The organism is Sphingobium sp. DC-2, assembly GCF_000722555.1.
GTDB classification, from domain to species: Bacteria; Pseudomonadota; Alphaproteobacteria; order Sphingomonadales; family Sphingomonadaceae; genus Sphingobium; species Sphingobium quisquiliarum.
The window spans coordinates 77,514-99,091 of record NZ_JNAC01000024.1 but is presented as its reverse complement, the minus strand read 5'-3'; the positions used below and the strand labels follow the sequence as shown (position 1 = coordinate 99,091).

Sequence of the window (21,578 nt, the reverse complement as noted above, 5' to 3'; positions counted from 1 at the left end):
GGCTTCGGGCGATATTCAATCCCGCCAGCGGGTTCAATCGGCAAAAGCACGAGCGAAATGCGATGAAGTTGATAATTCAGATTCCCTGCCTGAACGAGGAGGAATCGCTCCCCACGGCTCTTGCCGCCCTGCCCCGGCATATTCCGGGCGTGGACAAGGTGGAATGGCTGATCATCAATGACGGCAGCACCGACCGCACGGTGGAGGTGGCGCGGGAGCTTGGCGTCGATCACATCGTCGATCTGCCGATCAACCGGGGCCTCGCCTATGCCTTCATGGCGGGGCTGAAACGCTGCCTGGCGGAGGGCGCGGACATCATCGTCAATACCGACGCCGACAATCAGTATAATGCCGACGACATCCCCGCGCTGATCCAGCCCATCCTGCAACGGCGCGCGGAAATGGTGATCGGCGACCGGCCCATTTCCACCATCGCGCATTTTTCCTGGGTCAAGCGCAAGCTCCAGCATCTGGGCACCAGCGTGGTGCGCTGGGTTTCGAAGGCCGATATTCACGACGCGCCCAGCGGCTTTCGCGCCATTTCCCGCACCGCCGCGCTGGAGATCAATATCTTCGACGGGTACACCTATACGCTGGAATCGATCATCCAGGCGGGGCTTTCCAACATCCCCATCACGTCGGTGCCGATCCGCGTGAACGGCGAAACCCGGCCGTCGCGCCTGCTGCGGTCGATGCACAATTATATCCTGCGGTCGATCCGCTCCATCCTGCGCAGCTTCTTCATCTACAAGCCGTGGATGACCTTCTTCTATCTCAGCCTCGCGCCGCTGCTGATCGGCGGCGGGCTGGTGATCCGCTGGATGATATTGTTCGCGGGCGGGACGGAGCGGGCGCATGTGCCCAGCCTGGTCGCGGCGGCGGGGCTGCTGCTGCTCGCGGGTCTTATGTGGATCGCCGGGCTGCTGGGCGAGCAATTGCTGATCAACCGGCGCATGCTGCACGACCTGCAATTGCGCCTGCGCGACACCCGCACCGCCAGCTTCGACGTGATGAAGGACGGCAGCGCCCTATGACGGCGTCTCCGCGCGACCTGATGGCCCGGCATGCACTGGGCGAGATCCCGAAGATCCTGACGCTGCTCGACCGCACGCCGGTCAGCCGCACCTATGGATGCTTCGACCGGATCTACTGGCATTACCGGATGATCGATTTCCCGTGCGGGATGAGCCAGGAATTCGTCTATCCGCTGGCGCTCGCATGGTCGCTCGACATTGAAGGCAACCCCTATCACCGCACGCCCGCGATCCGGGATTTCGTGGAGGCGGGCATCCGCTTCGCCGCCCGCTCCGCCCATCCTGACGGATCGTGCGACGATTATTATCCGTTCGAGCGGGCGGCGGGCGCGGCGGCCTTCTCCCTGCTCGCCTGCCTTGAGGCGGCTTCGATCATCGGGATAGAGGATGACCCGGAAATCCGCGACTTCTTCCGGCGGCGCGCGAAGTGGCTGGCGCACCATCAGGAATCCGGCCGCCTGTCCAATCATGAGGCGCTGATCGTCGCCAACCTCATCCGCATGTCCGCGCTGGAAGGGCCGGAGTGGGAAGAACCGCTGCGCGCGCGCGCCGCCCGGCTGCTGTCCTGGCAGGATGAGGAAGGCTGGTTCGACGAATATGGCGGAGCCGATCCGGGCTATCTCAGCCTCACCATCGGCCTGCTCGCCGAAAGCGACCGCCGCCGCCCCGACCTTGGCCTGCGTCCCGCCTGCGAGCGCGCCATCCGCTTCTTCGCTCATTTCGTCCATCCCGACGGCACGGTGGGCGGCTCCTACACCAGCCGGGGCACGCAGAATTTCTTCCCCCACGGCTTCGAGATCGCGGGCGAATGGATGCCTCAGGCGCTGGAGATCAGCGAGCGGGCGGCGTCCCTGTTCGCGGCGGGCGGGCCGCCCTGCTATTCCGACGACCATATCATCGGCCATCATCTGTGGAGCTGGCTGCTCTGCTGGGCGGAATGGCGCGACGACCGGCCGTCATCGCCCTCCCCCGTCCCCTCCGCCTACTTCCCGCGCGCCGGAATGCTGGTTGACCGCAAGGCGGACCAGACGCTCTATTGCGGTCTGCGCCAGGGCGGCGCCTTTCAGCTTTTCTCCGGCACCCGCCTGACCCTCGCCGACAGCGGCGTGTCGATCCAGACGCATGACGGCAAGACGGCCGTGCAGCATCTGGCGGGCGATTACGACATTGCCCAAGCGCCGGAAGGCCTCTCCGTCATCGGCAAGATGGCCTGGGCGAAAGCGACGTTGCTGACGCCGCTCAAGTCGGTCATCCTGCGCTGCATCATGATCAGCCTCGGCCGCTTCTTCCCCGATCTCGTCCGGCGGCTGCTCCAGAAGATATTGGTGACAGGACGAAAGGACGCGCCCTTCCGCTTCCATCGCGCGGTCCGCTGGGACGGCACGGGCTGGACCGTGCGCGACGAGATATTCGCCGATGGCGGCTGGGGCAACGTCGCGCGGATCGGGATCGCGGGGTTCCAGACATCATCCACCACCATCATGGCGCGCGTCTGGCAGGCGAACCATATCCAGCCCTGGCAGGACCTGACCGCCGCCATCGCCCGGCTCGGCGACAGCGACCCGCTGATCATCGAACGGCGGCTGCCGGGGCAAGGCGCGGCCTGATGCGCAAGCTGATCAGCATCGCTATCAGCCTTGGCATATTGGTCATCATCTGGCGCAGCGTCGATGCGGCGCGGGTGCTGGCGGTATTCCGCGATTCCGACCGCCTGTGGCTCGCCGCCAGCCTGCTCGCCGCCATCCCGCTGACCATCGCGACGGCGATCCGCTTCGCGATGCTCAGCCGTTCCCCCATTCCCTTCGGCGCGTCCTTGCGCCTGATCCTGTCGGCCTCGACGCTGAACGCCGTCCTGCCGTCAAAGATGGGAGACATCGCCAAAAGCTGGGTGCTGGCGCAGAAATACGGCTTCCCCGCAGGCCGCGCCGTCTCGCTCGTCGTGTTCGAAAAGATGATGGACATGGCGGCGCTGCTGCTTTGGGGCATGTTCGCGCTGTTCTGGACGGCCGGGACGGACTGGCTGCTATGGCTGTTCGCGCTGGCGGTCGGCGGCCTCTTCTTCCTGCTCGCGCTGATGATGGCTCCCTTCGCCCTTGCCCGCAAGCCGCTCGACTGGATCATCGCCCGCCTTCCCCGCAAGATTTCGGCAAAGCTCGCGGGCTTCATGGACGAATGGGTCGTCATGACCGACTGGTTCTGGTCGCGCCGGTCGCGGGCCGTGGCCACCATGCTCTTTTCCATCGCCCTGTGGGGCGCGCATCTCTGCCAATTCTGGCTGTTCACCAAGGCGGTGCATGCCAATGTTCCCCTGATCGACAATCTGGCCTTTGCAACCCTGTCGATCCTCGCTGGCCTCGTGCCGCTGACCATGGCGGGCATCGGCAGCAGGGACGCGGCGATCATTCAGCTCTATCAGGGCTTCCTCTCCCCGGCGGCGGGCGCGGCGGTGGGGGTGCTCGCGACATCCCGCTACGTCCTTCCCGCCATCGCGGGCGCGCCCTTCATGCGCGACTATTGGCATCGCCGGAAGCAGGGAGCCGCCGTTGCCGACACGCCGCATTGACGCCGGACGGGCGCTGTTCGCAGCCCTTATCCTGCTGACATTGGTGCGCTATGGTCTGGGGGCCTTCGCCTCCGGCCCATGGACGATGGCCGATGACGCGCGCCAGTTCCTCAGCTGGGGCGCGCGGATCGGCAACCCGGCGGCCATGCCCCACGATCTGCTCGCCGATTATTGGCAGCAGGCCGCGCCGCCCCTCTATCGCGCGATCCTCTTCGGCGCTCATCTGCTGGGCATCGGCCCGGTGCAGATCGCCAGCCTGCTCGCCTTTCCCCTGATCATCGTCAGCGCCGTGCTGGCGTGGCGGCTGGCCGGGTGCTTCATGCCGGACCAGGGACGCAGGCTGATCGCCGCGCTCTGCGTCATGGCGGCGATCCTGCACAATGACTCGATCTTTTCCGGCACGCCGCGCGCCTTCGCCTCACCCCTCATCCTGATGATGATGCTGGGCATGGCGCGCCGCCGCCATGGCCTGACTCTCGCTGGCCTGCTCCTGTCCAGCCTCATCTATCCCGCCCCGGCGATCACCTGCCTCGGCGTCTTCGCGCTGCATCTTCTGGGCTGGCCGCCGGTGCTGCGGTGGCGCTCGCTCGCGACGCTGACGGCCGCCGCGATGGTCGTGGGCGGAACCGGTCTGTTCTTCAAGGCCGGGCTGTCCGTCTGGGGTCCGACGCTCACCCTGGAAGAGGCGCGCCATGTCTACAGCCTCGCCAGCTTCGACGGCCGCAGCAGCATCACCGGACGCGACGGAGACATTGCCTGGCTCTGTTCCGCGCGCATCGGCTTCCTGCCAGCGATCGTCAATTGTCAGGGCAATACGGACCCGCGCCTTCTCCTCAACCTGTTGCTCGGCGTGCTGCCGATGATCGGCCTGTGCCTCGCCAGAAGGCGCGCCCATGGCGGGGACGGCCCCGATCGCGACGCCGCTTGGCGGCTGCTGCCCTACAGCCTGTTGTCATCGCTGATCTGCTACACCCTTGCCGCTGTCACCGCCTTCACCTTCCACCTGCCCGCCCGCTACAGCCAGCCGGTGCTGCTGGTCATGGGCAGCCTCGCCCTCGGCCTGCTGATCGGCACCATCTGGACCCGCGCTACGGGCCGCCTCGCCCGCGCGCGTCCCATCCTCCGCACGGCGGCGATCGGCCTTGCCCTGCTGATCGGCATCGCGGCCTTCGCCACGCCCAAGATGCGGCTGGTGCGCCCGGCTCATCCCGATCTCCTGGCCTTCGTCGCCAGCACGCCGCCCGGCACCCGCATCGCCGGGGTGGAGGACGACCTTGCCGTCATTCCCGCACGCACCGGGCGGACGGTGCTCGCCACCCCGGAACATGACATCCCCTATCACCGCCGCTATCATCGCGAGCATCAGGCGCTGCTGCGCGCGTCGGTCGCGATGGGCCAGATGAGCGCGCCCGCTTTGGCATCGGAGGTGCGCAGGCTCGGCGTCGATCTGCTGATCTTCGACCGGCATTTCCTCCAGACCGGCGTCCTGCCGGAAAGCTACGGCGCCGCCCTGCCGCCACCCCACCGGATCGGCCCTTCGCTAGCGGGGCTCGCCATGCTCCGGGCAAGGTCCTGCCGTGTGGTCGAAACCGGACAATGGGTGGCGATCTTCACATCCTGCCTGAAAAGCTGACGAAGATCAGGACGGGAAACGCCCCTCCTCCATCCAGGACAGGATCGCCAGCGCGCCCCGCTCTGAAGAGGATTGCGCCGATGCCGACATGGTATAGTCGAAGATCCTCTGCTGCTGCGCGCGATAATGCTCCCCCCTCTCGCAAAAGCCGGGCAGCAGCGGGAAAAGCGCGTCCGCGGATGGGACGACATCTCCCGCGGTCCACGACAGATAGGGCAACGCCCCGCCGTCCTGCCGCCAGTGCGTATCGATGAAGAAGGCCGGGCGCGGACGGCAGAGAAATTCGTAAATCTGGCTGCTGACGTCGCCGATATAGGCGTCGCTCCCCAGCGTATAGCTCATGTCGGTCAGGCGCTGGCTGTCCACGTCGACATGGATATTGGGCAATCCCTGCCAGCGCGGGTCGAGGTCAGGCCGCCGCTTCATCACCCGATATTCCGGCGAAATGTGCAGCTTCTTGCGGAACAGCATGATGTGCGGCGCGAAGATCAGGTTGAAATTCCGTCCCGGCCCGAATGCAAACCAGTTGATGATGGCATGCCCGTGCCGATACCAGCTCGACAGATAGGGGTCGAAATGGGGATTGTAGAGGAAGACCGGCCGGTCATCATCGAAGAAGGACGGCCGCGCATCCGTATCGATCAGGTCGAATTTGGGATAGCCGATGATAGCGATCGTCTCCGGCGACGCGAGGCCGTGGCCCAGCATCTCGTCGGCGACCTTCTGCCCCGACACCAGCATCGCGTCGAAATTCGCCATGTCCGGGTGATAGGTGACCGACCGGTCGCCTGCGCCATGGGGAACGAAGATGATCTGGGGCCCGCCATCCTTCCACTCGCGCTTGAGGCGCAGGCATGTCCGCTCCGGGCTGACGATCAGCGCGGCGTTGCGCAGTTCGGCGGCATGCCGTTTCAGCCGCGCCAGCCGCTCGGTCGGCGCGATCCGGTTGATCAGCCGCAGGACCGGCCCGGCGCGCCGCAGCCCCATGTCGAACCAGATGATCCGCGCCGCCGCCTCTTCGCCGACAATGTCCCGCACCCCCTGCGCGATTGCCCGCGTGCCAAAGGCGCAGACCAGCGGAAAAGCCGCCCGCTTGCCCGCAAGCGCGCGCAGGATGCCCGCCGTATGCGCAAGCTGATGCGTCGCGTCATGGTTGAACAGGAAGACGATCGCTCCTGCGGGGATGGAATGACCGTGCGGCTGCCTCTGCATGCGGGCGTCCCATAAAGAGGACTGCCCCGGCCGTCAAAAAAGGCCGGATGCCGGGAGGCCTTATTCGCGACGATTGATCGCGAAGACCAGAAGCTCGCTTTTGCCCAGCCTGGCTGGCGCGACCAGATGATAGTGACGTTGCAGAGCCGTCCACAATATCCGCCGCGTCACCATGTTGCTGCTGCTCGGCTTTGCCTTGGCGCTGGCGACGATCACCGCCGGCCGCCGCGCCAGCATCTCGTTCAACGCGCCGGAAACCGGCACGCCCAAGGCGTTGGCTTCCTTCAGGTGATTGAAGTGGCTGGGGAAGACGAACCGCGTGGCGAAACATGCCCCGGTCATGGAATAAAGGGCGGGCGGCCCTTCAAAGACATGCAGGCATCCGCCATGCAATTGCGCACGGACGATCGATGCGATGCGCTCCGCCTGCTGCCGGTTTCCTTCCTTCCTGACTTCGCTATAGGCCTTGATGCCGCCTGAAATGCCGCTGGTCAGCAACAGCAAAATGGCCAGAGGCGTCACCTTGTTGAACTTCGTCAGGACAGGAGCCGCCAGCACGGCGAGCGGCAGAAGAAGAGGCAGGGTATAATGATCGTAATAGCTTCCGAAGATCAGATAACCCGCCGTTGCGACGATCAACCACAGGCGGACGAAGAGTAGATCGGCCTTCCTCTGGCCCTCGAATTCGCGGGCCTTCCTCGTAACGATCACTGCCGCGATCCAGAAGGGCGCCAGCAACGCGGTATGTATGGCCAGACGCCGCCACGCTTCCCAGAGGGGTTCTTGCCGCCCGAAGATCGACAGGAAATTGGCCTGTATGAATGCGTCGGCCTGCCCCAGGAAAACATAGTAAGCGAGCGCCACCACCGTGGGCAGCAAGGCGCATGCCACCCACGCGATCGTGGCCAGCGCCAGAAAGGGCAGGCTTTTCCGTTCGCGCCAGCATTGCCACATCAGCGCCAGCCCAATGAATATCCCTTCGAAAAGGACCGGATATTTGATCTGGATGGCGCAGCCGGTCAGCAGCATGATGACCATGCCGTTGCGCAGCAGGTTCGCAGGCTGGCAGGCGGCCAGCACGCGCATCGTTCCCAGCACCGCCATGGCGACGAACAGGTTATAGAAAACCGGTGACTGTCCCCCGGCGCCGCCGAACGTCAGCAGGTACAGGAGGTAGGAAACACCGGCGATGACCGCGCCGCCCGGCTCCGCAACGCGCAAGGCGATCCGGTAGATGACCAGGGCCGTTGCTGCGGCGGTTAGGCAGGCCGCGATCTGATAGGCGTAGACGCCCGATCCTCCCAGCGCCATCGCCCAATAGATGATGAACAGCCCGACTGGCTTGCGGTCCCATATGTCGACATAAGGCAGCAGCCCCTCATGCATGCGCTGCCCGACGAGCAGGTAAAATTGCTCGTCTATGTCGATGACCGGATTGCCGAAACTGTACCAGCGGGACGCCAGAGCGACCAGGACGAAAAGCGCGATGGGCCACAACCACTCGCCAGGCCAGCCCCTAGCCCTATGTTCAGCCGTCACTTCCGGCGCCAGGTGAAGAAGGAAGATGCCACATAGTTCCAGACCGCACCGATGACCGCGCCCGCGATCCCCGCCACCCACCAGCGCTCATGCCCCAGGTACAGGAAGGACGCGACACCCACATTGGCGATCGCGCCAATCCCGCACACTGCATAAAAACTCAGCAGTCCACGGACCATGCTCCATCCCCGCAGGCGGCGGTCACGATAGGTAAGCGCATTGTTCAGGCTGAAATTGGATGCGATCGACACCGCAACCGCAACCGCCTGGGCCACCATGAACGACGTGCCAAGCGCCAGCATCGACCGCAGCAGCAACAGATGAACGACAAGGCCCGATCCGCCGACCGCCAGGAACAGGAAAAGGCGCGCGGGCACGAACCGCCCGATCTTCTTTTCCAGCAGCAGAAGCATGAAATCGACGGAAACATTGACGTCCAGCTTGCTCTCGCCAGCCGTCCGGCACCGGAAATGATAAGGAATTTCGGAAATCTTCAACTTGCGGGGGCTCGACATCAATATGTCCAGAAGGATCTTGAACCCGATCAGGCTGAGCCGGGGCATCAGCTCAACCACCAGGTCCCGCCGCACGCAAAGGAAGCCGCTCATCGGATCGCTGACGGGATTCTTATTGACGCGCGCGGCGATGCTGGTGGCGAAGCGGCTGATCAGAGCCCGGCTCTGGGCCCAGCTGCCGCACGACCCGTCCTGCGCATATCGCGTGCCCAGGGCCACGTCTGAACCATCGTCGATGGACTGCAACAAAGCGGGCAGGATGGCTTCGTCATGCTGCATGTCCGCATCCATGACCGCGACCACGGGGGCGGCGGTAGCCATCATTCCCTCGACCGCCGCCGACGACAACCCTCTCCGCCCGAAGCGCCGGATCAGCCGCACGTTCGGATGCAGCGCCATCAGCTCATAGATCGCCTCCGGCGTGCCATCGCGCGAATCATCATCGACGAAGATCACTTCCCACCCGCGCTCCGGCATGACCGCCTGAAGCTTCGCGAACAGCGGCTTCACATTGTCGCGTTCTTCGAAGGTCGGGATGATCACGCCATATTGCGGAGGAACCCATAGCTGCTCCGCAGAAGGATAGGATAGTTGAAGATTGTGCATGTTTGCCGCCGCTAACCCGGTCGCTTCCCCTATGCGTTGCGTTCACCCAACACAATCTTTCTTTGCGAGCCGCTAATGGAGTACCCCTGACACCCACCACCCCGGTATCGCCGCAACGGCCAGGCAGGTGCCAAGCGGAATGCGCGTCATCCGGTCGATCGCCCCGCCGCGCGCCATGCTGGCCAGCACCGCCATCAGCCCCAGCGTGGACGCCATCAGCAGGATGAAGGGCAGCGCCTGCCAGCCGAACCATGCGCCCAGCGCGCCCAGCAGCTTGGCATCGCCCAGGCCCAGCCCTTCCCGGCCGCGCGCCAGGCGGTACAGCAGGGCGAGAGCAAGCAGGCAGAGATACCCGGCCGCCGCCCCGATCACCCGGTCGATCAAGGGCGGCGCAGTCACCCACAGCCCGATCGTCAGCCCCATGAAGGCGAGCGGCAGGGTCAGCGCGTCGGGCAGCCAGAAATGCCGCCAGTCCAGCACCGCCAGCACCAGCAGAAGCCACCCCAGCAACGCCCATCCCGCGCCGTCCAGCCCCGGCGCGAAGCCAAGCGCCAGCGCGCCGATGATGGCGCACCCCGCCTCGACCCGGCCATGCAGCGGATCGATCCGCACGCCGCAGCTTCGGCACCGCCCCCGCTGCATGAGCGCGCTCACCATCGGCACGAGATCGGCGGCGCTCAGCACCCGCCCGCACCCGTCGCAGGCGGACCGGCCCCGCATCACGCTCCTGCCTTCCGGCCAGCGCAGGATCAGCGTGGCGAGGAAGCTGCCGGCGATCGCCCCGGCTATCCCGCCCATCGCGGCGGCAATCGGATCGATCACAACGTGCCTTCGACCTTCAGCACACGCGCGCCGCCAATGCCGGCAAAGCCCACATTGCCCAGCGCTTCGGCCAGCGTCGCGTCGGCCGTGTCCACCCGCATTTCGGCCACATAGCGGCCCGACCGCCAGATGCGCAGGGTCAGCTTTTCCATGCCCGACTGGCTCGCCAGCGGCATCAGCAGCGCGCCGCCGTCGCAACTGATCGTGCCCGACAGTCCCTGGCTCAGGTTCAGGCCGGGGAATTGCCCGGCCATCTGCGCCCGCACCCGTCCTTCGGCATGGCCGCACTGGTCGCCGGTAAAATAGGCGCTCACATCCTCCATCGCCAGGCTGCCGACCGGCAGGGGCGCGAATGTCCGCCCCAGCGGCACCGCGCCGGTAACATCATCCACCCCTGCCCGGCCAAAGCCGACCGTCAGCGCGCCGCGCAGGTCATCGGCCGCGCCGCTGCGCCTTTCTATGTCGAACCGCGCACGCGCCATCAGCAGCGATACGGGCGAAAGCGCCGCCCGCACCGACCCCATCGGCATCGTCCCAAGCATCAGCTGGTCGATCCGCGCGCCCCATATGGTGCCGCGCACGTCGCGCGCGGTAACGCCCACTTTCTCCAGCCCCGCAAGGCCGATCGCGATCCGCATCGGCATGAACAGGATGAAGCCGAAGGCGAACAGCGCGATCAGCGCCAGCCGCGCGCGGCGGGACAGGCGAAGGCCCATCATTGCCCCGCTCCCCGCACCAGCACCGCCTGCACCGACAGGCTGCCCGCCGTGACGGAAGGCCGGGCGGTGATCGTGTCCACCCGAATGCCCTGCGCCTCCAGCGCCGCCAGCCAGGAAAAGAGCGCGACCGGCCGCACCGAAGCCATGGCGATGTCGATCCTGTTCGCCCCCTGCGCCTGCGCGCGTTCCAGCGTCAGCCCCGCTTCGCCCGCCGACTGGCCGATGAGCTGGTCGATGCTGCCCGCCGAAGCAGCGGTAGCGCCGGTGCGAGGAAGCGATTTCAACAGCTTAACCTTCGCCCGGATGCTCGCGTTCCGGTCGGTCGCCTCCGCCAGCGCGGCGCGCGCCGACCGCTGCGCCGACTGGAGCGGCCACATCACCCCCAGCCACAGGATCACGATCGCCAGCAGCGCGAACATGATGCCCAGCATCCATTGTTCGCGCGGCGACCTTTCGCCCCACAGCGCCTTCATCCGCTCCATCATGATCGCACCGTAATGTCCGCCAGCGTCCGCCCGCCAGGGTCCTGGGACGGGGTGGCCGTTATCGTGAAGCCCGCTGTCTGCAATGCCAGCAGCACCCGGTTGATCTCATCGGCCTTCGCCGCCGCCAGCGTCGCGCGGATCATCCCGTCAGCATCGCGCGACAGCGCCGTCAGCGACACGCCCGGCTCCGCCTGGATCGCGGACAAAAGCCCAGCGACCGGCGCGGTGAAGGCATAGGCCCCCGCGCCCCGCTCGGCCAGCTTGCGGTCCATCTCCGCCTCGGCCTGCGCAAGGTCGTCCGTCCCCGGCACCACCTGCCGGGCGAGCGCCAGGCTCTCGGCGTCGACGCGGCTCGCCGTCATATGCTCCCGCGCGACACTGACCAGCGCGATCAACAGGCTGGCGAGCAGGATCAGCCCGCTCCAAAGAAGGATGCGGCCCAGCGCCTGCTTGTCGACCGGCCGCCGCACCCGCTTGGCGAAGTCGCCCTGCCGCATGTCGATCGGCGGATCGGCCAGCGCAGCGATCGCGGCCGCCGTCACCTGCGCGGCGGGCACGTCATGCACGGGCGCGTCCCCGGTCAGTTCCGGCATCGCCACATCGGCGGGCAAGGCGATGTCAACGCCCCGCAGCACCGGATCGCCGCCCGCCACGCCACGGCTGAACCCTTCGGCGGGTTCCGGCAGCAGCAGCGGCGCGGGCACGATGATGTCGGGGTCCAGCCCATGATGCTGCGCCCAGAGCAGCCAGTGCTGCATGTCGCTGCGCGCCGCCACCGCAATGATATGCGGGCGGGCCGGATCTTCATTCCGGTCCGCAACCGCGAACAGCTGGTCGGCAGGCACGATCCCGCTCGCCAGCGCCGCCAGCCGTGCCGCCGCCCGGCCCTGCCGTGGCGGCAGTTCAGGATAGCTGGCCCAATGCAGCGTCACCAGCGCGGCGGGCGCGACCAGCATGACGACCGTGCCAGCCGGAAGGGCGGTCAGCCCGCACTCCGCCAGCCAGTTCGCGCCGGTCCCGCTCTGCACGGCAACGCCATCGGCGACCCGCGTCCACAGCGGATCGCCCTGTTCGGGCAGCGATACGATCAGCCCGTCGCGCACGGTCATGCGCCGGTCCCCCAGCTACGGCGGATCAACCTAGCGGGGCTTTCCCGCGCGTCGATCAGCGCCTGCTCGACCACCTCTGTTCCCCCGGCGTCCACCGTCACTTCCACCCCGAAAAATCCTGTCGTCAATTTGACCTGTTGCCCGGCTTCTTCCAGCGGCGTGATCCCCTGGCTCGCCAGCCCCGCCCAGAATTGGTGCGTGCTGCCGTAGCCATCGGCGGGCCGCCGCGCCAGCAGTTCGCGCGCCTGGGCGACGCTGATCTGCCCTTGAAGCAGCATGGCGAACAAAGGCGCCTGCGACGGCAGCAGCGTGTTGATGTTGATCGGCGAAAGATCCGCCGTCGGCAACGCGCACACCCACGGCCGGACAATGGCGTAGATGGCGGGCGTCACGCCAGCCACGGCCCGCAGCTCGCTGAGGTCCACCATGAATCGGTTGGCCGCGCGATAGGGACGCGCCGCCTGCGCATAGACTTCATCCTCCGCGCCGCCCGGCTGGGGCACGCTGTCCGTGTCGATCCAGTCGCCCAGCGACGCCGCCGCGACCTGCGCCTGCCGCGCATCGACGCCCAGCGCTTGCAGCAGCGCCTGAAATTGCGAGATGCCGATCGGCCGCACCGTCAGCTTCGCCTCGCTCTCGCCCGCCACCACGCTGTTGAGGTTGAAGCAGTTGCCCGCATCGGTCACCCGCGCGGTCGCCATGCCGCCGGGCACCGGAATGGACTGCGCCGTGCCCATCCAGTTCCCCGCCAGCGTCGTCTTGCCCGGACTGGCGGCGACCAGATCGCCGATCCTCAGCCGCGCCATCTCCGTCCCCGCCTCGGCAAAGGCGCGCGCCTGATCGACCGATCCGCCATTGCCGGTCATCCGCGTCGCCAGCGCCAGCCGCTCCAGCGCGGTCGATGCGACCACCGCCATCACCGCGACCAGCAGCAGCACGGTCAGCAGCGCCGCGCCCCGTTCATTGGCCCTGGGGACGTCAGCCAATGGCCGCCTCCCCTTCCACCACCGGCTTTTCCACAGGCCCCGGCCCGACCAGGAAACGCAGGGTGACGGGCGGCTGCCCGGTGCGCGCGATCGTCATCTCCACCGCGCGCGGCATCAGGTCGGGCTGGATGGGCGTCCATTCGCCGTGCCATTCCCCTTGCCCATCGCGGAAGCGCAGCGTCACGTCATCGACATGGTCCAGCAGCGCGGCGGGCTCGTCGCCAGCCGCGCCATCGACCTGCGCATAGGTGCGCCGCTCCAGCCGCCCCTGCCGCACCCAATATTCGACCTTCTGGATCGAAGGGCGCGGCAGGTCGCCCAGATTGTCCCACCCCCCGCGCACGAACTGCATGACCGGCATCTCCTCGCCCTGCCGGTGCGACCAGAATGCGGGCGCGAGCGTACCGCTTTCCGTGCGGCTGATGCGCGGCACCGCCTGGCCAAGGTCCGCGGCCAGCGCCCCGCTGGCGCGCTGCACCGCCGCCATGTCGTCCAGCCGCGTCTTGATCTGCGCCTGCGCCGAAACGCTGTTGCCCAGCAGCAGCACGCCCGCAGCCGCCAGCATCGCGAAGATCATCAGCGCGACCAGCAGTTCGATCAGCGTGAAGCCGTGTTCGGCGGAAAGCCCCGAAAGCGTGAAGCCGTGTTCGGCGGAACGCCCCGAAAGCCTGAAGCCGCGCTCGTCGGCGCCCGAGCGCGTCCCCTCGAAGGCGGGGACCCAGGACGACGAGCCACGACTTGGAAGGCGATCCATCACTGCACCACCCGCACAAAGCTCAGCACCACGGGCGAAGCACCGGGCTGGCCATCCACGGTCAGGTCGACCTGCAACAGCCTTTTGTCGTCCATCGCCTTGACCTCGCGGCTCCAGCGCCAGCGGCGGCCGCCATTCTCCACCTCGCCCTCTTCCTTGCCCAGCGAGGGCGGGGCGGGATCGGTCTGCACCTCCACCATCAGGTTGCGCGCGACGATCTGCCCCAGCGCCTTGCTGTCCAGGTCCGCCGCCGTGCGCAGCGTCACCCCCTGCAACCGCACCAGCGCCAGCGCGGCAAGGCTGAACACCGCCAGCGCGACCAGCATCTCCAGCAGGGTAAAGCCCTGCTCTTTCTTCCCCCATCTTCCCGCGCAGGCAGGAGCAGGATGCTTCATGAGGCTGAACTTAACCACCCACGGCCACCTTCCCGGCCATGTCGACGGTCACCGCGACACGCTCCGCTTCCCGCGCCAGCGTGACCTTCATGGGATCGGTCGGCAGCCCCGTTCCATCGAATCCGATCTGCTGCCGCCCGTCCTTCCCCACCAGCGCGCGCGTTCCCGCCTTCCAGTTGGATGTGACGAAGGGCTTGTCTTCGACCGGCACCCACTGCGCCCCTTCACGCCTTTGAAAGCCATAGCCCGACGCCGAAACCCAAACGCCCATGGGACGCGAGGTCACGACCGCTTCGTCGCGCGCGGCGGCAACGCGCGCGGCAAAGCGGTCGGCATCCTCGATCACCCGCCCGCGCGGATCGGGAATGGCCAGCACGACCGCAGCCGAAATGAAGCCGATGATCGTCAGCACGACCATCAGTTCGACCAGCGTGAAGCCGTGTTCGGCGGAACGGCGCGAAGGCGTGAAGCCGTGTTCGGCAGAACGGCGCGAAAGCGTGAAGCCGTGTTCGGCGGAACGCCCCGAAAGCCTGAAGCCGCGCTCGCCGGCACCCGAGCGTGTCCCCGCGAAGGCGGGGACCCAGAGGCTCGCTCCCCGCTCCACCCCCGCCCGGCCCTGCGCCATCGGAAGGAGCCCCGCCTCAAAGCTCGCTGGAGAAGATGTCGGCATTCTCATTCTCGCCGCCCGGCTGGCCGTCCGCGCCCAGCGAACTGATGTCGAACGCGCCCTTCCGTCCGGGCACGGTATAATTATAGGCCCGGCCCCACGGGTCGTTGGGCAGCTTCTTGATATAGCCGCCCCGGCGATAGCGCTGCGGCTGCGCCAGCGAAGCGGGCGGGCTGATCAGCGCCTGCAACCCGTCGGTCTGCGCGGGGTAGCTGAGGTTGTCGAGCCGGTACTGCTCCAGCGCCTGCTCGATCGTCGCGATGTCCGCCTTCGCCTTTTCCACCCGCGCCGTATCCGTCGCCGGAATGACGTTGATCGCCACGATCGTCGCCAGCAGGCCGATAATCACGATGACCACCATCAATTCGACTAGGGTGAAGCCTTCTTCGCCGCGCCCACCTCCGTTCGTCCTGAGCCTGTCGAAGCCTGTCCTGAGCGCCTGCCTTTGGCAGGCAGTCGAAGGGGGCACGTCTTTCTTCCCAAGGAAGTGGAGGACTTCGACAAGCTCGGCCCGAACGGTCTTGAAATCTCGCATATTCACTCCTCAGGCCCCCGTAAGGCTCTGCAATTGCAGGATGGGCAGCAGGATAGACAGGATGATGACGGCCACAATGCCGCCCATCAATATGATGATCACCGGCTCCAGCATGGCCAGCGCGGCGGAGGTGAAGCTGTCGAACTCCCGCTCCAGATAGTCGGCCGCGCGCTCCAGCATCGTGTCCAGCCGCCCTGCGCTCTCCCCGCTCGCCGCCAGATAGACCAGCAGCGGCGGAAAGACGCCCGCCCGCCGCAGCGCCGCCGACAGGCTGCCGCCGCCGCGAATGGCCTCGACAATCTCCTCCGACGCCTGCCGCAGCACCCGGTTGTGCACCGTCTGCGTGGTGAGCAGCAGCCCCTCCATCAGCGGCAGGCGGCTCGCCACCATGGTGGACAGCGTCCGCGCCATCCGGGCCGCATGCAAGTCGCGGATCAGGCGGCCCAGCAGCGGCAGGCGCAACAGCGTCGCGTCGAACCGATAGCGAAAGCCCTCGATCTTGAGCGCCCGCCAGAATCCCAGCGCGGCAACCCCGGTCAGGATCGCTAGCAGCCACCAATAATTGGCCAGAAATGCTGACAGCCCCATCACCATCCGCGTCAGCAGCGGCAGGTCCTGCCCCACCGTATCGAACTGTTCCACCACCTTGGGCACGACGAAGATCATCAGCGCGGCGACGACGCACACGGCGAACACCGCCAGCACGCTGGGATAGGCGATGGCGGTCAGCACCTTGGACCGGATCACCGCCTGCCGCTCCATCAGGTTCGACAGGCGCTCCATGATCGTGGGCAGGCTGCCCGAACTTTCGCCCGCCGAAATCATCGCGCGATAAAGCGGCGGGAAGCTTTTCGGCTCCGCGCCCAGCGCATCGGCCAGCCTGCGGCCCTCCAGCACGCCGGAATGCACCTTGCCGACGATCGCCTGCACATGCGCCTGCTCGCTCTGCCGCCCGATCGTGCGCAGCGCCTCCTCCAGCGGGCTGACCTGGATCAGCGTGGCGAGTTGCCGGGTGAACAGCGTCAGTTCCTTCGCCGAAAGCCGCGGCGCGCGCAGCGACAGCCCGGCCCGCTTGCGCGCCACCTCCGCCGCGCCTGCCTCCAGCTGCACCACGAACAGCTTGCGCGCATCCAGCCGCGCGCGGGCATCCTCGATCGTCCCGGCCTTGACCGACCCCTTGCGCTCCTTCCCCGCAGGATCAATCGCGATATAATCATATTCAGCCATCGCCGATGGTTTCCACCTCGGCCGCATCGCGCCGCGACACGCGGATGGCTTCCTCCGCCGTGGTCTGCCCGTCGCGCACCAGCGCGCGGGCTGCGGACCCAAGGTTGGGCGCATTCAGGAAGGCGTGGCGGGCGATCAGCGATTCATCGCCGCCATCGTTGATCAGGCGGCGGATCGTGTCGTCCACGCGGATCGCCTCGAACACGCCGATCCGGCCCTTGTAACCCGTGCCGTTGCACTGGTCGCATCCGCGCGCGCGGTAGATGATCGTGCCCGGATCGAAGCCCAGCAGCGCGCTCGCCGACTTGTCCGCCTGCACCGGCTCCCGGCAATTCTGGCACAGCCGCCGCACCAGCCGCTGGGCAATCACCGCGCGCAGGGTGGAAGCGAGCAGGAAGGGTTCGACCCGCATGTCGCGCATCCGCGTGATCGCGCCCACCGCGTCGTTGGTATGGACGGTGGACAGCACCAGATGGCCCGTCAGCGACGCCTGAACGGCGATCTCCGCCGTTTCCCGGTCGCGGATTTCGCCGACCATCACCACGTCCGGGTCCTGGCGCAGGATCGCGCGCAGCCCCGCCGCGAAGGTCAGGCCGACCTTGGCATTCACCTGTGTCTGGCCCACCCCCTCGATCGCATATTCGACCGGGTCCTCGACCGTCAGTATGTTGCGCGACCCGTCATTCAGCGTGCGCAGGCCTGCATAGAGCGTCGTCGTCTTGCCCGATCCGGTCGGCCCTGTGACCAGGATGATGCCGTTGGGCTCCTGCAACCCCTCGCGGAAGATCCGGTCCGCCGCGCCCGCCATGCCCAGCAGGTCCAGGTTCATGCCCGCATTCTCCTTGTCGAGAATGCGCAGCACAACGCGCTCGCCCGCCCGGCTCGGCAAGGTGGATACGCGCACGTCCAGCAGCTTGCCGCCCAGCGTCAGGCCGATGCGTCCGTCCTGCGGCACGCGCCGCTCGGCAATGTCCAGCCGCGCCATCACCTTGATGCGGCTGACCACCACCGGCGCGACGTGCGGCGGCATGCGCAGCGTCTCGCGCAGCACGCCGTCGACGCGCATCCGCACGATCAGGCCCGTCTCATAGGGTTCGATGTGGATGTCCGACACGCCCTGCCGCGCCGCTTCGGCGATGATGCCGTTGATCAGGCGGATGGCGGGCGCATCATCGGCGCTGTCCAGCAGGTCGTCGGCGGTGGGAATGTCGGCGGCCAATATGTCCAGCTCGTCCGCGCCCACGTCCAGCGACCCCGCCATGGCGGCGGCGCTCCCTTCCATCGCATAATGGTCGGACAGGTGCCGGTCGAACTTCTGCGCATCGACGAACGTCACGTCGAAGCTGCGCGCCAGGTGCCGCCGCACCTCCAGCAGCACGCGCGGATCGCTCCCCTCGCGCACGGCGATGGTCAGCCGGTCGCCCTCCGAAGGCAGCATGACCACCCCATGCTTGCGCGCGAAGACATAGGGGATATCGACCGCGCGGGGGGCGGCGTGCGGCGGAACATCTCCTGTCAGCGGCTCACTCACGCCAGCCTCCGTTCGGGCTGAGCGAAGCCGAAGCCCTGTGCTGCGCGGAGCGAAAGCCCCTTCCCCGTGGCCGGGAGAGCCCTTCGACTTCGCTCCGGGCGAACGGCAAGAAGCGATCGCATCACCGCCTCCCCCCGCTCGCCGGAACCTCGACAGGCCGCACAACGCCGCTCGACTGCCGCATCGTGGGTTCGATCACCTGCCCCGGCGCGGCCGCGCCGGGCTGCACCACCGCATCGCCCGGCTGCATCGGCGCGGGCGGCGTCGCGCCCATATAGTCGCGCACCAGTTCATCGATGCTCGGTTCGGCTTCGGGATTGCGCGCCAGTTGCATGTCGCGGACATAGCCATAGCGCTGCTGCGTCAGCCTTTGCGCATCCTCCTTCGACCGCAGGATCGTCGGTCGGATGAAGACCATCAGGTTGGTCTTGGTCCGGCTCTTGCTGCGCGACTTGAACAGCTCGCCTATGCCCGGAATGTCGGACAGCAGCGGAATGCGCTCGATCGTCTTGCGCTCATTATCGTCCAGCAGGCCGCCCAGCGCCAGTATCTCGCCATCGTCCACCGTCACCATCGTCTCGATTTCGCGCTTGTTGATGATGAGGTCGCTGTTGTTGTTGCTGACGGGGCCAGCCACGCTCGACACTTCCTGATGCAGGAACAGCTTGATCGCGCCGCCCGTGTTGATCTGGGGCTTCACCTCCAGCTTGATGCCGACATCCTGCCGCTGGACGGTGCGGAACTGATTGTCGAAATTCTGGCTCAGCGCCTCGCCGGTGGTGATCGGCACCTGCTGCCCGACCAGGATCGACGCCTTCTGATTGTCCATCGTCATGACGGACGGGGTGGACAGGATGTTGCTGTCCGTATCCGACTTCACCGCATTGATGATCGCGCCGAAGATGCCATTGCTGCCCAGCCGCGTCGCCACGCCGCCAAAGCCGCCGGTCGCGTTCATCAGGCTGTCGACCGCCGCCTGCTGCAAGGTGTTGGCAAGGTCGCCATTCTGCCGCGTCGTCGTTTCCGTGCGCGTGCCATCCGGCGCCACCACGACCGTCTTCTGCTCACCCAGTTGATTGGCGCCGACCGCCCCCGCCAGCGTCAGCAGATTGGGCTGCGCATTGGAATAGTTGGTCGCGGCAAAGCCCGTCTTGGTGCTGCCGATCAGGAATTGCACGCCCAGCTTCTTGGCGGCGGCGTCGCTGATCTCGACGATGATGGCCTCCACCAGCACCTGCTCGCGCCGCGTGTCGATCTGGCGGATCGTTTCGCCCAGCATCCGCTGCACGTCGCTGTTCGCCGCGACGATGATGGCGTTCGCGCCTTCATAGCGGGTCACGATCGCAGGGCCGCGCGTCGAAATGCCGTTGCCGCCCGATCCGCCGCCGGAAACCGCCACGGCAGGCGCGGCAGCAGGCGGCGGCGCTCCGCTGCCCTCTGCGGGCGTCGATGCCGTCACCGGCTGGCTGGTGGATTGCCCGACCAGTTGTTGCAGCACGGGCAGCAGCTTTTCCGCATCGGCATGTTCCAGCCAGTAGACGCGGATCTCCGTCCCGCTCGCCGCCTGCCGGTCAAGGTCGCGCGCCATCTGCGCCAGCCGCGCGACGGTTCCGGCGTCGCCCCGGATCGCCACCGCATTGCTGCTGTCGATCGGCACGATGGTCGCCGCCCGCGCCGCGCCCTCACCGCTGCCGCTCTGCACCAGCGCCTGGAGCGATGTCGCGATCTCCCGCGCACCGGCATTGCGCAACAGCACCGTCTGCGTCGCCGCCGTGTCGCGGTCGATCCGCGCGATCACCTGCCGGATGCGGCCGATATTGTCCGCATAGTCCGCCACCACCACGCTGTTGCCCGCGCGGTTGGCCGTCACCGACCCGTCCTTGCTCACCAGCGGGCGCAGCGTTTCCAGCGCGCTCGCCGCATCGATGGAGCGCAGGCGGAAGACTTCGGTCACGAACTGGTTGCGGTTGCTCGCTCGCCCGACCGCGCTCGGCTGACCCGCCGCGCCGTCGGCGGGCTGGATGCGGTAGGCCCCGCCCGGCGCTGGCACGGCGACCAGGCCGTTGGCGCGCAGGGTGGACAGGAAAATCTCGAAATATTCCGATCGTGACAGCGGCCGGTCCGTCACCACCGACACCTTCCCCTGCACGCGATTGTCGATGATGAAGGTGCGCCCCGTCACCCGCGCCGCATCCTGGATGAAGGCCCGTATGTCGGCGTCGCGCACGTTCAGCGTCTGCTGCGCCATCAGGGGCGAAGCGATCGGCGCAGCCAGCGCCAGGGCGGCGGCGGCGGAAAGAAGCAGTTTTCTGGTCATTGGCCTTGCAAGGTCAGGTTGATCGTGGCGAGGCCAGCGCCCCGTTCGACCATGAGGGAAACGCGCGCGCCCGGCATGATCTTGCCTTGCAGCGCCTGAAGATCGCTGGCCGAACCCACCGGCTGCCCATCGACCTGGGTGATGACGTCGCCGGGCTGGAATCCGGCATTCTGGAATGCCGGCCCTTTGGCGGACAGGATCAGCCCTGTCACGCGGCCATTTTGCAGCCGGGGGGTAAAGCCGATGTCACGCTTCAAGCCGTCCGCCGTGGGATTGTCGATCCCCGCCACCCCCGCAGGAGAGGCTCCGCCTTCGGCCGGTCCGGCTGGCGCTGGCGCATCAGGCGGCGGCTGCGACTGGTCCAGGAACACCTGCTCCTCCGCCCCGCCCCGGTCGATCGTGATATTGTCGAACGCCACGCCTTTCAGCACCACGCCGGGCATGATCTCATCGCCCACCGCATAGCTGTTCTGCACGCCGTCCGGCCCGGCGACGATGGCGGAACCAAGGCCCGACCCTTCGTTCAGGCGGATGCCATAGACCGTCAGCGCCAGCGAGGTGACGACGCCTCCGCCCGCCGCCTGCGCCGGAACGCCGCGATTGAACGGATCGAAACTGGAAAACAGCGCCTGCCGCGCCTGAACGCTCGGAAACTCCGCCTGCCGCCCGGCCCAGGGGCCAAAGCTGCCCACCGGCGTCAACACCGCCCAGATCAGCCGGACGCATTGCAGGACGAGGATGGCGAGCAGCAGCTTTTCCGCCACCGCCAGCCAGTTGATGGGTTTCAGGCGACTGCCCCAACCCCCAATATTGTCGGCGAATGGCACCCGCATGAACCCGCTCGTCCCCCTTGCTGCACGCGCCTGCTAGAAAACTGTTTTGACCGTCGAATGACAGTTATGTGACTGTAATATTACAGCAGGCAAAGC

At 66.9% G+C, this 21,578-nt stretch carries 20 protein-coding genes; 4 read left to right on the top strand and 16 right to left on the bottom strand.

The window, feature by feature from the left end; genetic code table 11:
* The first annotated feature begins 62 nt into the window (after positions 1 to 62).
* The 4 genes from ET21_RS0103520 to ET21_RS0103505 are packed head-to-tail and all read left to right on the top strand — an operon-like array spanning position 63 to position 5,230.
* Positions 63 to 1,034, top strand: a complete 972-nt coding sequence (locus ET21_RS0103520) for a glycosyltransferase family 2 protein (RefSeq protein WP_150113406.1) — start codon at positions 63 to 65, stop codon at positions 1,032 to 1,034.
* Complete coding sequence (locus ET21_RS0103515) at positions 1,031 to 2,641, top strand: hypothetical protein (RefSeq protein WP_030538603.1); 1,611 nt, start codon at positions 1,031 to 1,033, stop codon at positions 2,639 to 2,641. The genes ET21_RS0103520 and ET21_RS0103515 overlap by 4 nt, the downstream gene beginning before the upstream one ends.
* Positions 2,641 to 3,597, top strand: coding sequence for a lysylphosphatidylglycerol synthase transmembrane domain-containing protein (locus tag ET21_RS0103510; protein WP_051767968.1), 957 nt, complete (start codon positions 2,641 to 2,643; stop codon positions 3,595 to 3,597). The genes ET21_RS0103515 and ET21_RS0103510 overlap by 1 nt, the downstream gene beginning before the upstream one ends.
* The gene (locus tag ET21_RS0103505; RefSeq protein ID WP_030538601.1) at positions 3,578 to 5,230 is read left to right on the top strand and encodes a hypothetical protein; all 1,653 of its coding nucleotides are present in this window, start codon (positions 3,578 to 3,580) and stop codon (positions 5,228 to 5,230) included. Before ET21_RS0103510 ends, ET21_RS0103505 begins: the two co-directional genes overlap by 20 nt.
* 6 nt (positions 5,231 to 5,236) lie before the next feature.
* Here ET21_RS0103505 and ET21_RS0103500 read toward each other — a convergent pair whose 3' ends face one another.
* From ET21_RS0103500 to ET21_RS0103425, 16 genes are all read right to left on the bottom strand, one after another.
* Positions 5,237 to 6,442 (bottom strand): hypothetical protein, encoded by a 1,206-nt coding sequence (locus ET21_RS0103500; RefSeq protein ID WP_051767966.1) that lies wholly within the window; start codon positions 6,440 to 6,442, stop codon positions 5,237 to 5,239.
* A 60-nt stretch (positions 6,443 to 6,502) separates the two neighbouring features.
* Positions 6,503 to 7,939, bottom strand: a complete 1,437-nt coding sequence (locus tag ET21_RS25550) for a glycosyltransferase family 39 protein (RefSeq protein WP_051767964.1) — start codon at positions 7,937 to 7,939, stop codon at positions 6,503 to 6,505.
* A 38-nt stretch (positions 7,940 to 7,977) separates the two neighbouring features.
* Complete coding sequence (locus tag ET21_RS0103490; RefSeq protein ID WP_030538598.1) at positions 7,978 to 9,102, bottom strand: glycosyltransferase family 2 protein; 1,125 nt, start codon at positions 9,100 to 9,102, stop codon at positions 7,978 to 7,980.
* 72 nt (positions 9,103 to 9,174) lie between these two features.
* Positions 9,175 to 9,924 (bottom strand): A24 family peptidase, encoded by a 750-nt coding sequence (locus tag ET21_RS0103485; RefSeq protein WP_030538597.1) that lies wholly within the window; start codon positions 9,922 to 9,924, stop codon positions 9,175 to 9,177.
* The gene (gene gspN / locus ET21_RS0103480; protein WP_030538596.1) at positions 9,921 to 10,643 is read right to left on the bottom strand and encodes a type II secretion system protein N; all 723 of its coding nucleotides are present in this window, start codon (positions 10,641 to 10,643) and stop codon (positions 9,921 to 9,923) included. The genes ET21_RS0103485 and gspN overlap by 4 nt, the downstream gene beginning before the upstream one ends.
* Positions 10,640 to 11,128, bottom strand: coding sequence for a type II secretion system protein GspM (gspM, locus tag ET21_RS0103475; RefSeq protein WP_030538595.1), 489 nt, complete (start codon positions 11,126 to 11,128; stop codon positions 10,640 to 10,642). The genes gspN and gspM overlap by 4 nt, the downstream gene beginning before the upstream one ends.
* Complete coding sequence (gene gspL / locus ET21_RS0103470) at positions 11,125 to 12,237, bottom strand: type II secretion system protein GspL (RefSeq protein WP_030538594.1); 1,113 nt, start codon at positions 12,235 to 12,237, stop codon at positions 11,125 to 11,127. The genes gspM and gspL overlap by 4 nt, the downstream gene beginning before the upstream one ends.
* Positions 12,234 to 13,223, bottom strand: a complete 990-nt coding sequence (gspK, locus tag ET21_RS0103465) for a type II secretion system minor pseudopilin GspK (RefSeq protein WP_030538593.1) — start codon at positions 13,221 to 13,223, stop codon at positions 12,234 to 12,236. The genes gspL and gspK overlap by 4 nt, the downstream gene beginning before the upstream one ends.
* Complete coding sequence (gene gspJ / locus ET21_RS0103460; RefSeq protein ID WP_081856582.1) at positions 13,216 to 13,977, bottom strand: type II secretion system minor pseudopilin GspJ; 762 nt, start codon at positions 13,975 to 13,977, stop codon at positions 13,216 to 13,218. The genes gspK and gspJ overlap by 8 nt, the downstream gene beginning before the upstream one ends.
* Positions 13,977 to 14,372, bottom strand: coding sequence for a type II secretion system minor pseudopilin GspI (gene gspI, locus ET21_RS0103455; RefSeq protein ID WP_021239986.1), 396 nt, complete (start codon positions 14,370 to 14,372; stop codon positions 13,977 to 13,979). Before gspI ends, gspJ begins: the two co-directional genes overlap by 1 nt.
* A gap of 10 nt (positions 14,373 to 14,382) precedes the next feature.
* On the bottom strand, positions 14,383 to 14,997 hold the full coding sequence (locus tag ET21_RS0103450; protein ID WP_081796318.1) for a GspH/FimT family pseudopilin: 615 nt from the start codon (positions 14,995 to 14,997) through the stop codon (positions 14,383 to 14,385).
* A 16-nt stretch (positions 14,998 to 15,013) separates the two neighbouring features.
* On the bottom strand, positions 15,014 to 15,574 hold the full coding sequence (gspG, locus tag ET21_RS0103445; protein WP_030538589.1) for a type II secretion system major pseudopilin GspG: 561 nt from the start codon (positions 15,572 to 15,574) through the stop codon (positions 15,014 to 15,016).
* 9 nt (positions 15,575 to 15,583) lie between these two features.
* Positions 15,584 to 16,801, bottom strand: coding sequence for a type II secretion system inner membrane protein GspF (gene gspF / locus ET21_RS0103440; RefSeq protein WP_021239983.1), 1,218 nt, complete (start codon positions 16,799 to 16,801; stop codon positions 15,584 to 15,586).
* Positions 16,794 to 18,332 (bottom strand): type II secretion system ATPase GspE, encoded by a 1,539-nt coding sequence (gene gspE, locus ET21_RS0103435; protein ID WP_021239982.1) that lies wholly within the window; start codon positions 18,330 to 18,332, stop codon positions 16,794 to 16,796. The genes gspF and gspE overlap by 8 nt, the downstream gene beginning before the upstream one ends.
* 121 nt (positions 18,333 to 18,453) lie before the next feature.
* Complete coding sequence (gene gspD, locus ET21_RS0103430; RefSeq protein WP_030538587.1) at positions 18,454 to 20,649, bottom strand: type II secretion system secretin GspD; 2,196 nt, start codon at positions 20,647 to 20,649, stop codon at positions 18,454 to 18,456.
* A complete protein-coding gene (locus ET21_RS0103425; RefSeq protein WP_030538586.1) occupies positions 20,646 to 21,482 on the bottom strand; it encodes a type II secretion system protein N in 837 nt (278 codons plus the stop codon). Before ET21_RS0103425 ends, gspD begins: the two co-directional genes overlap by 4 nt.
* Between the last annotated feature and the right edge of the window lie 96 nt (positions 21,483 to 21,578).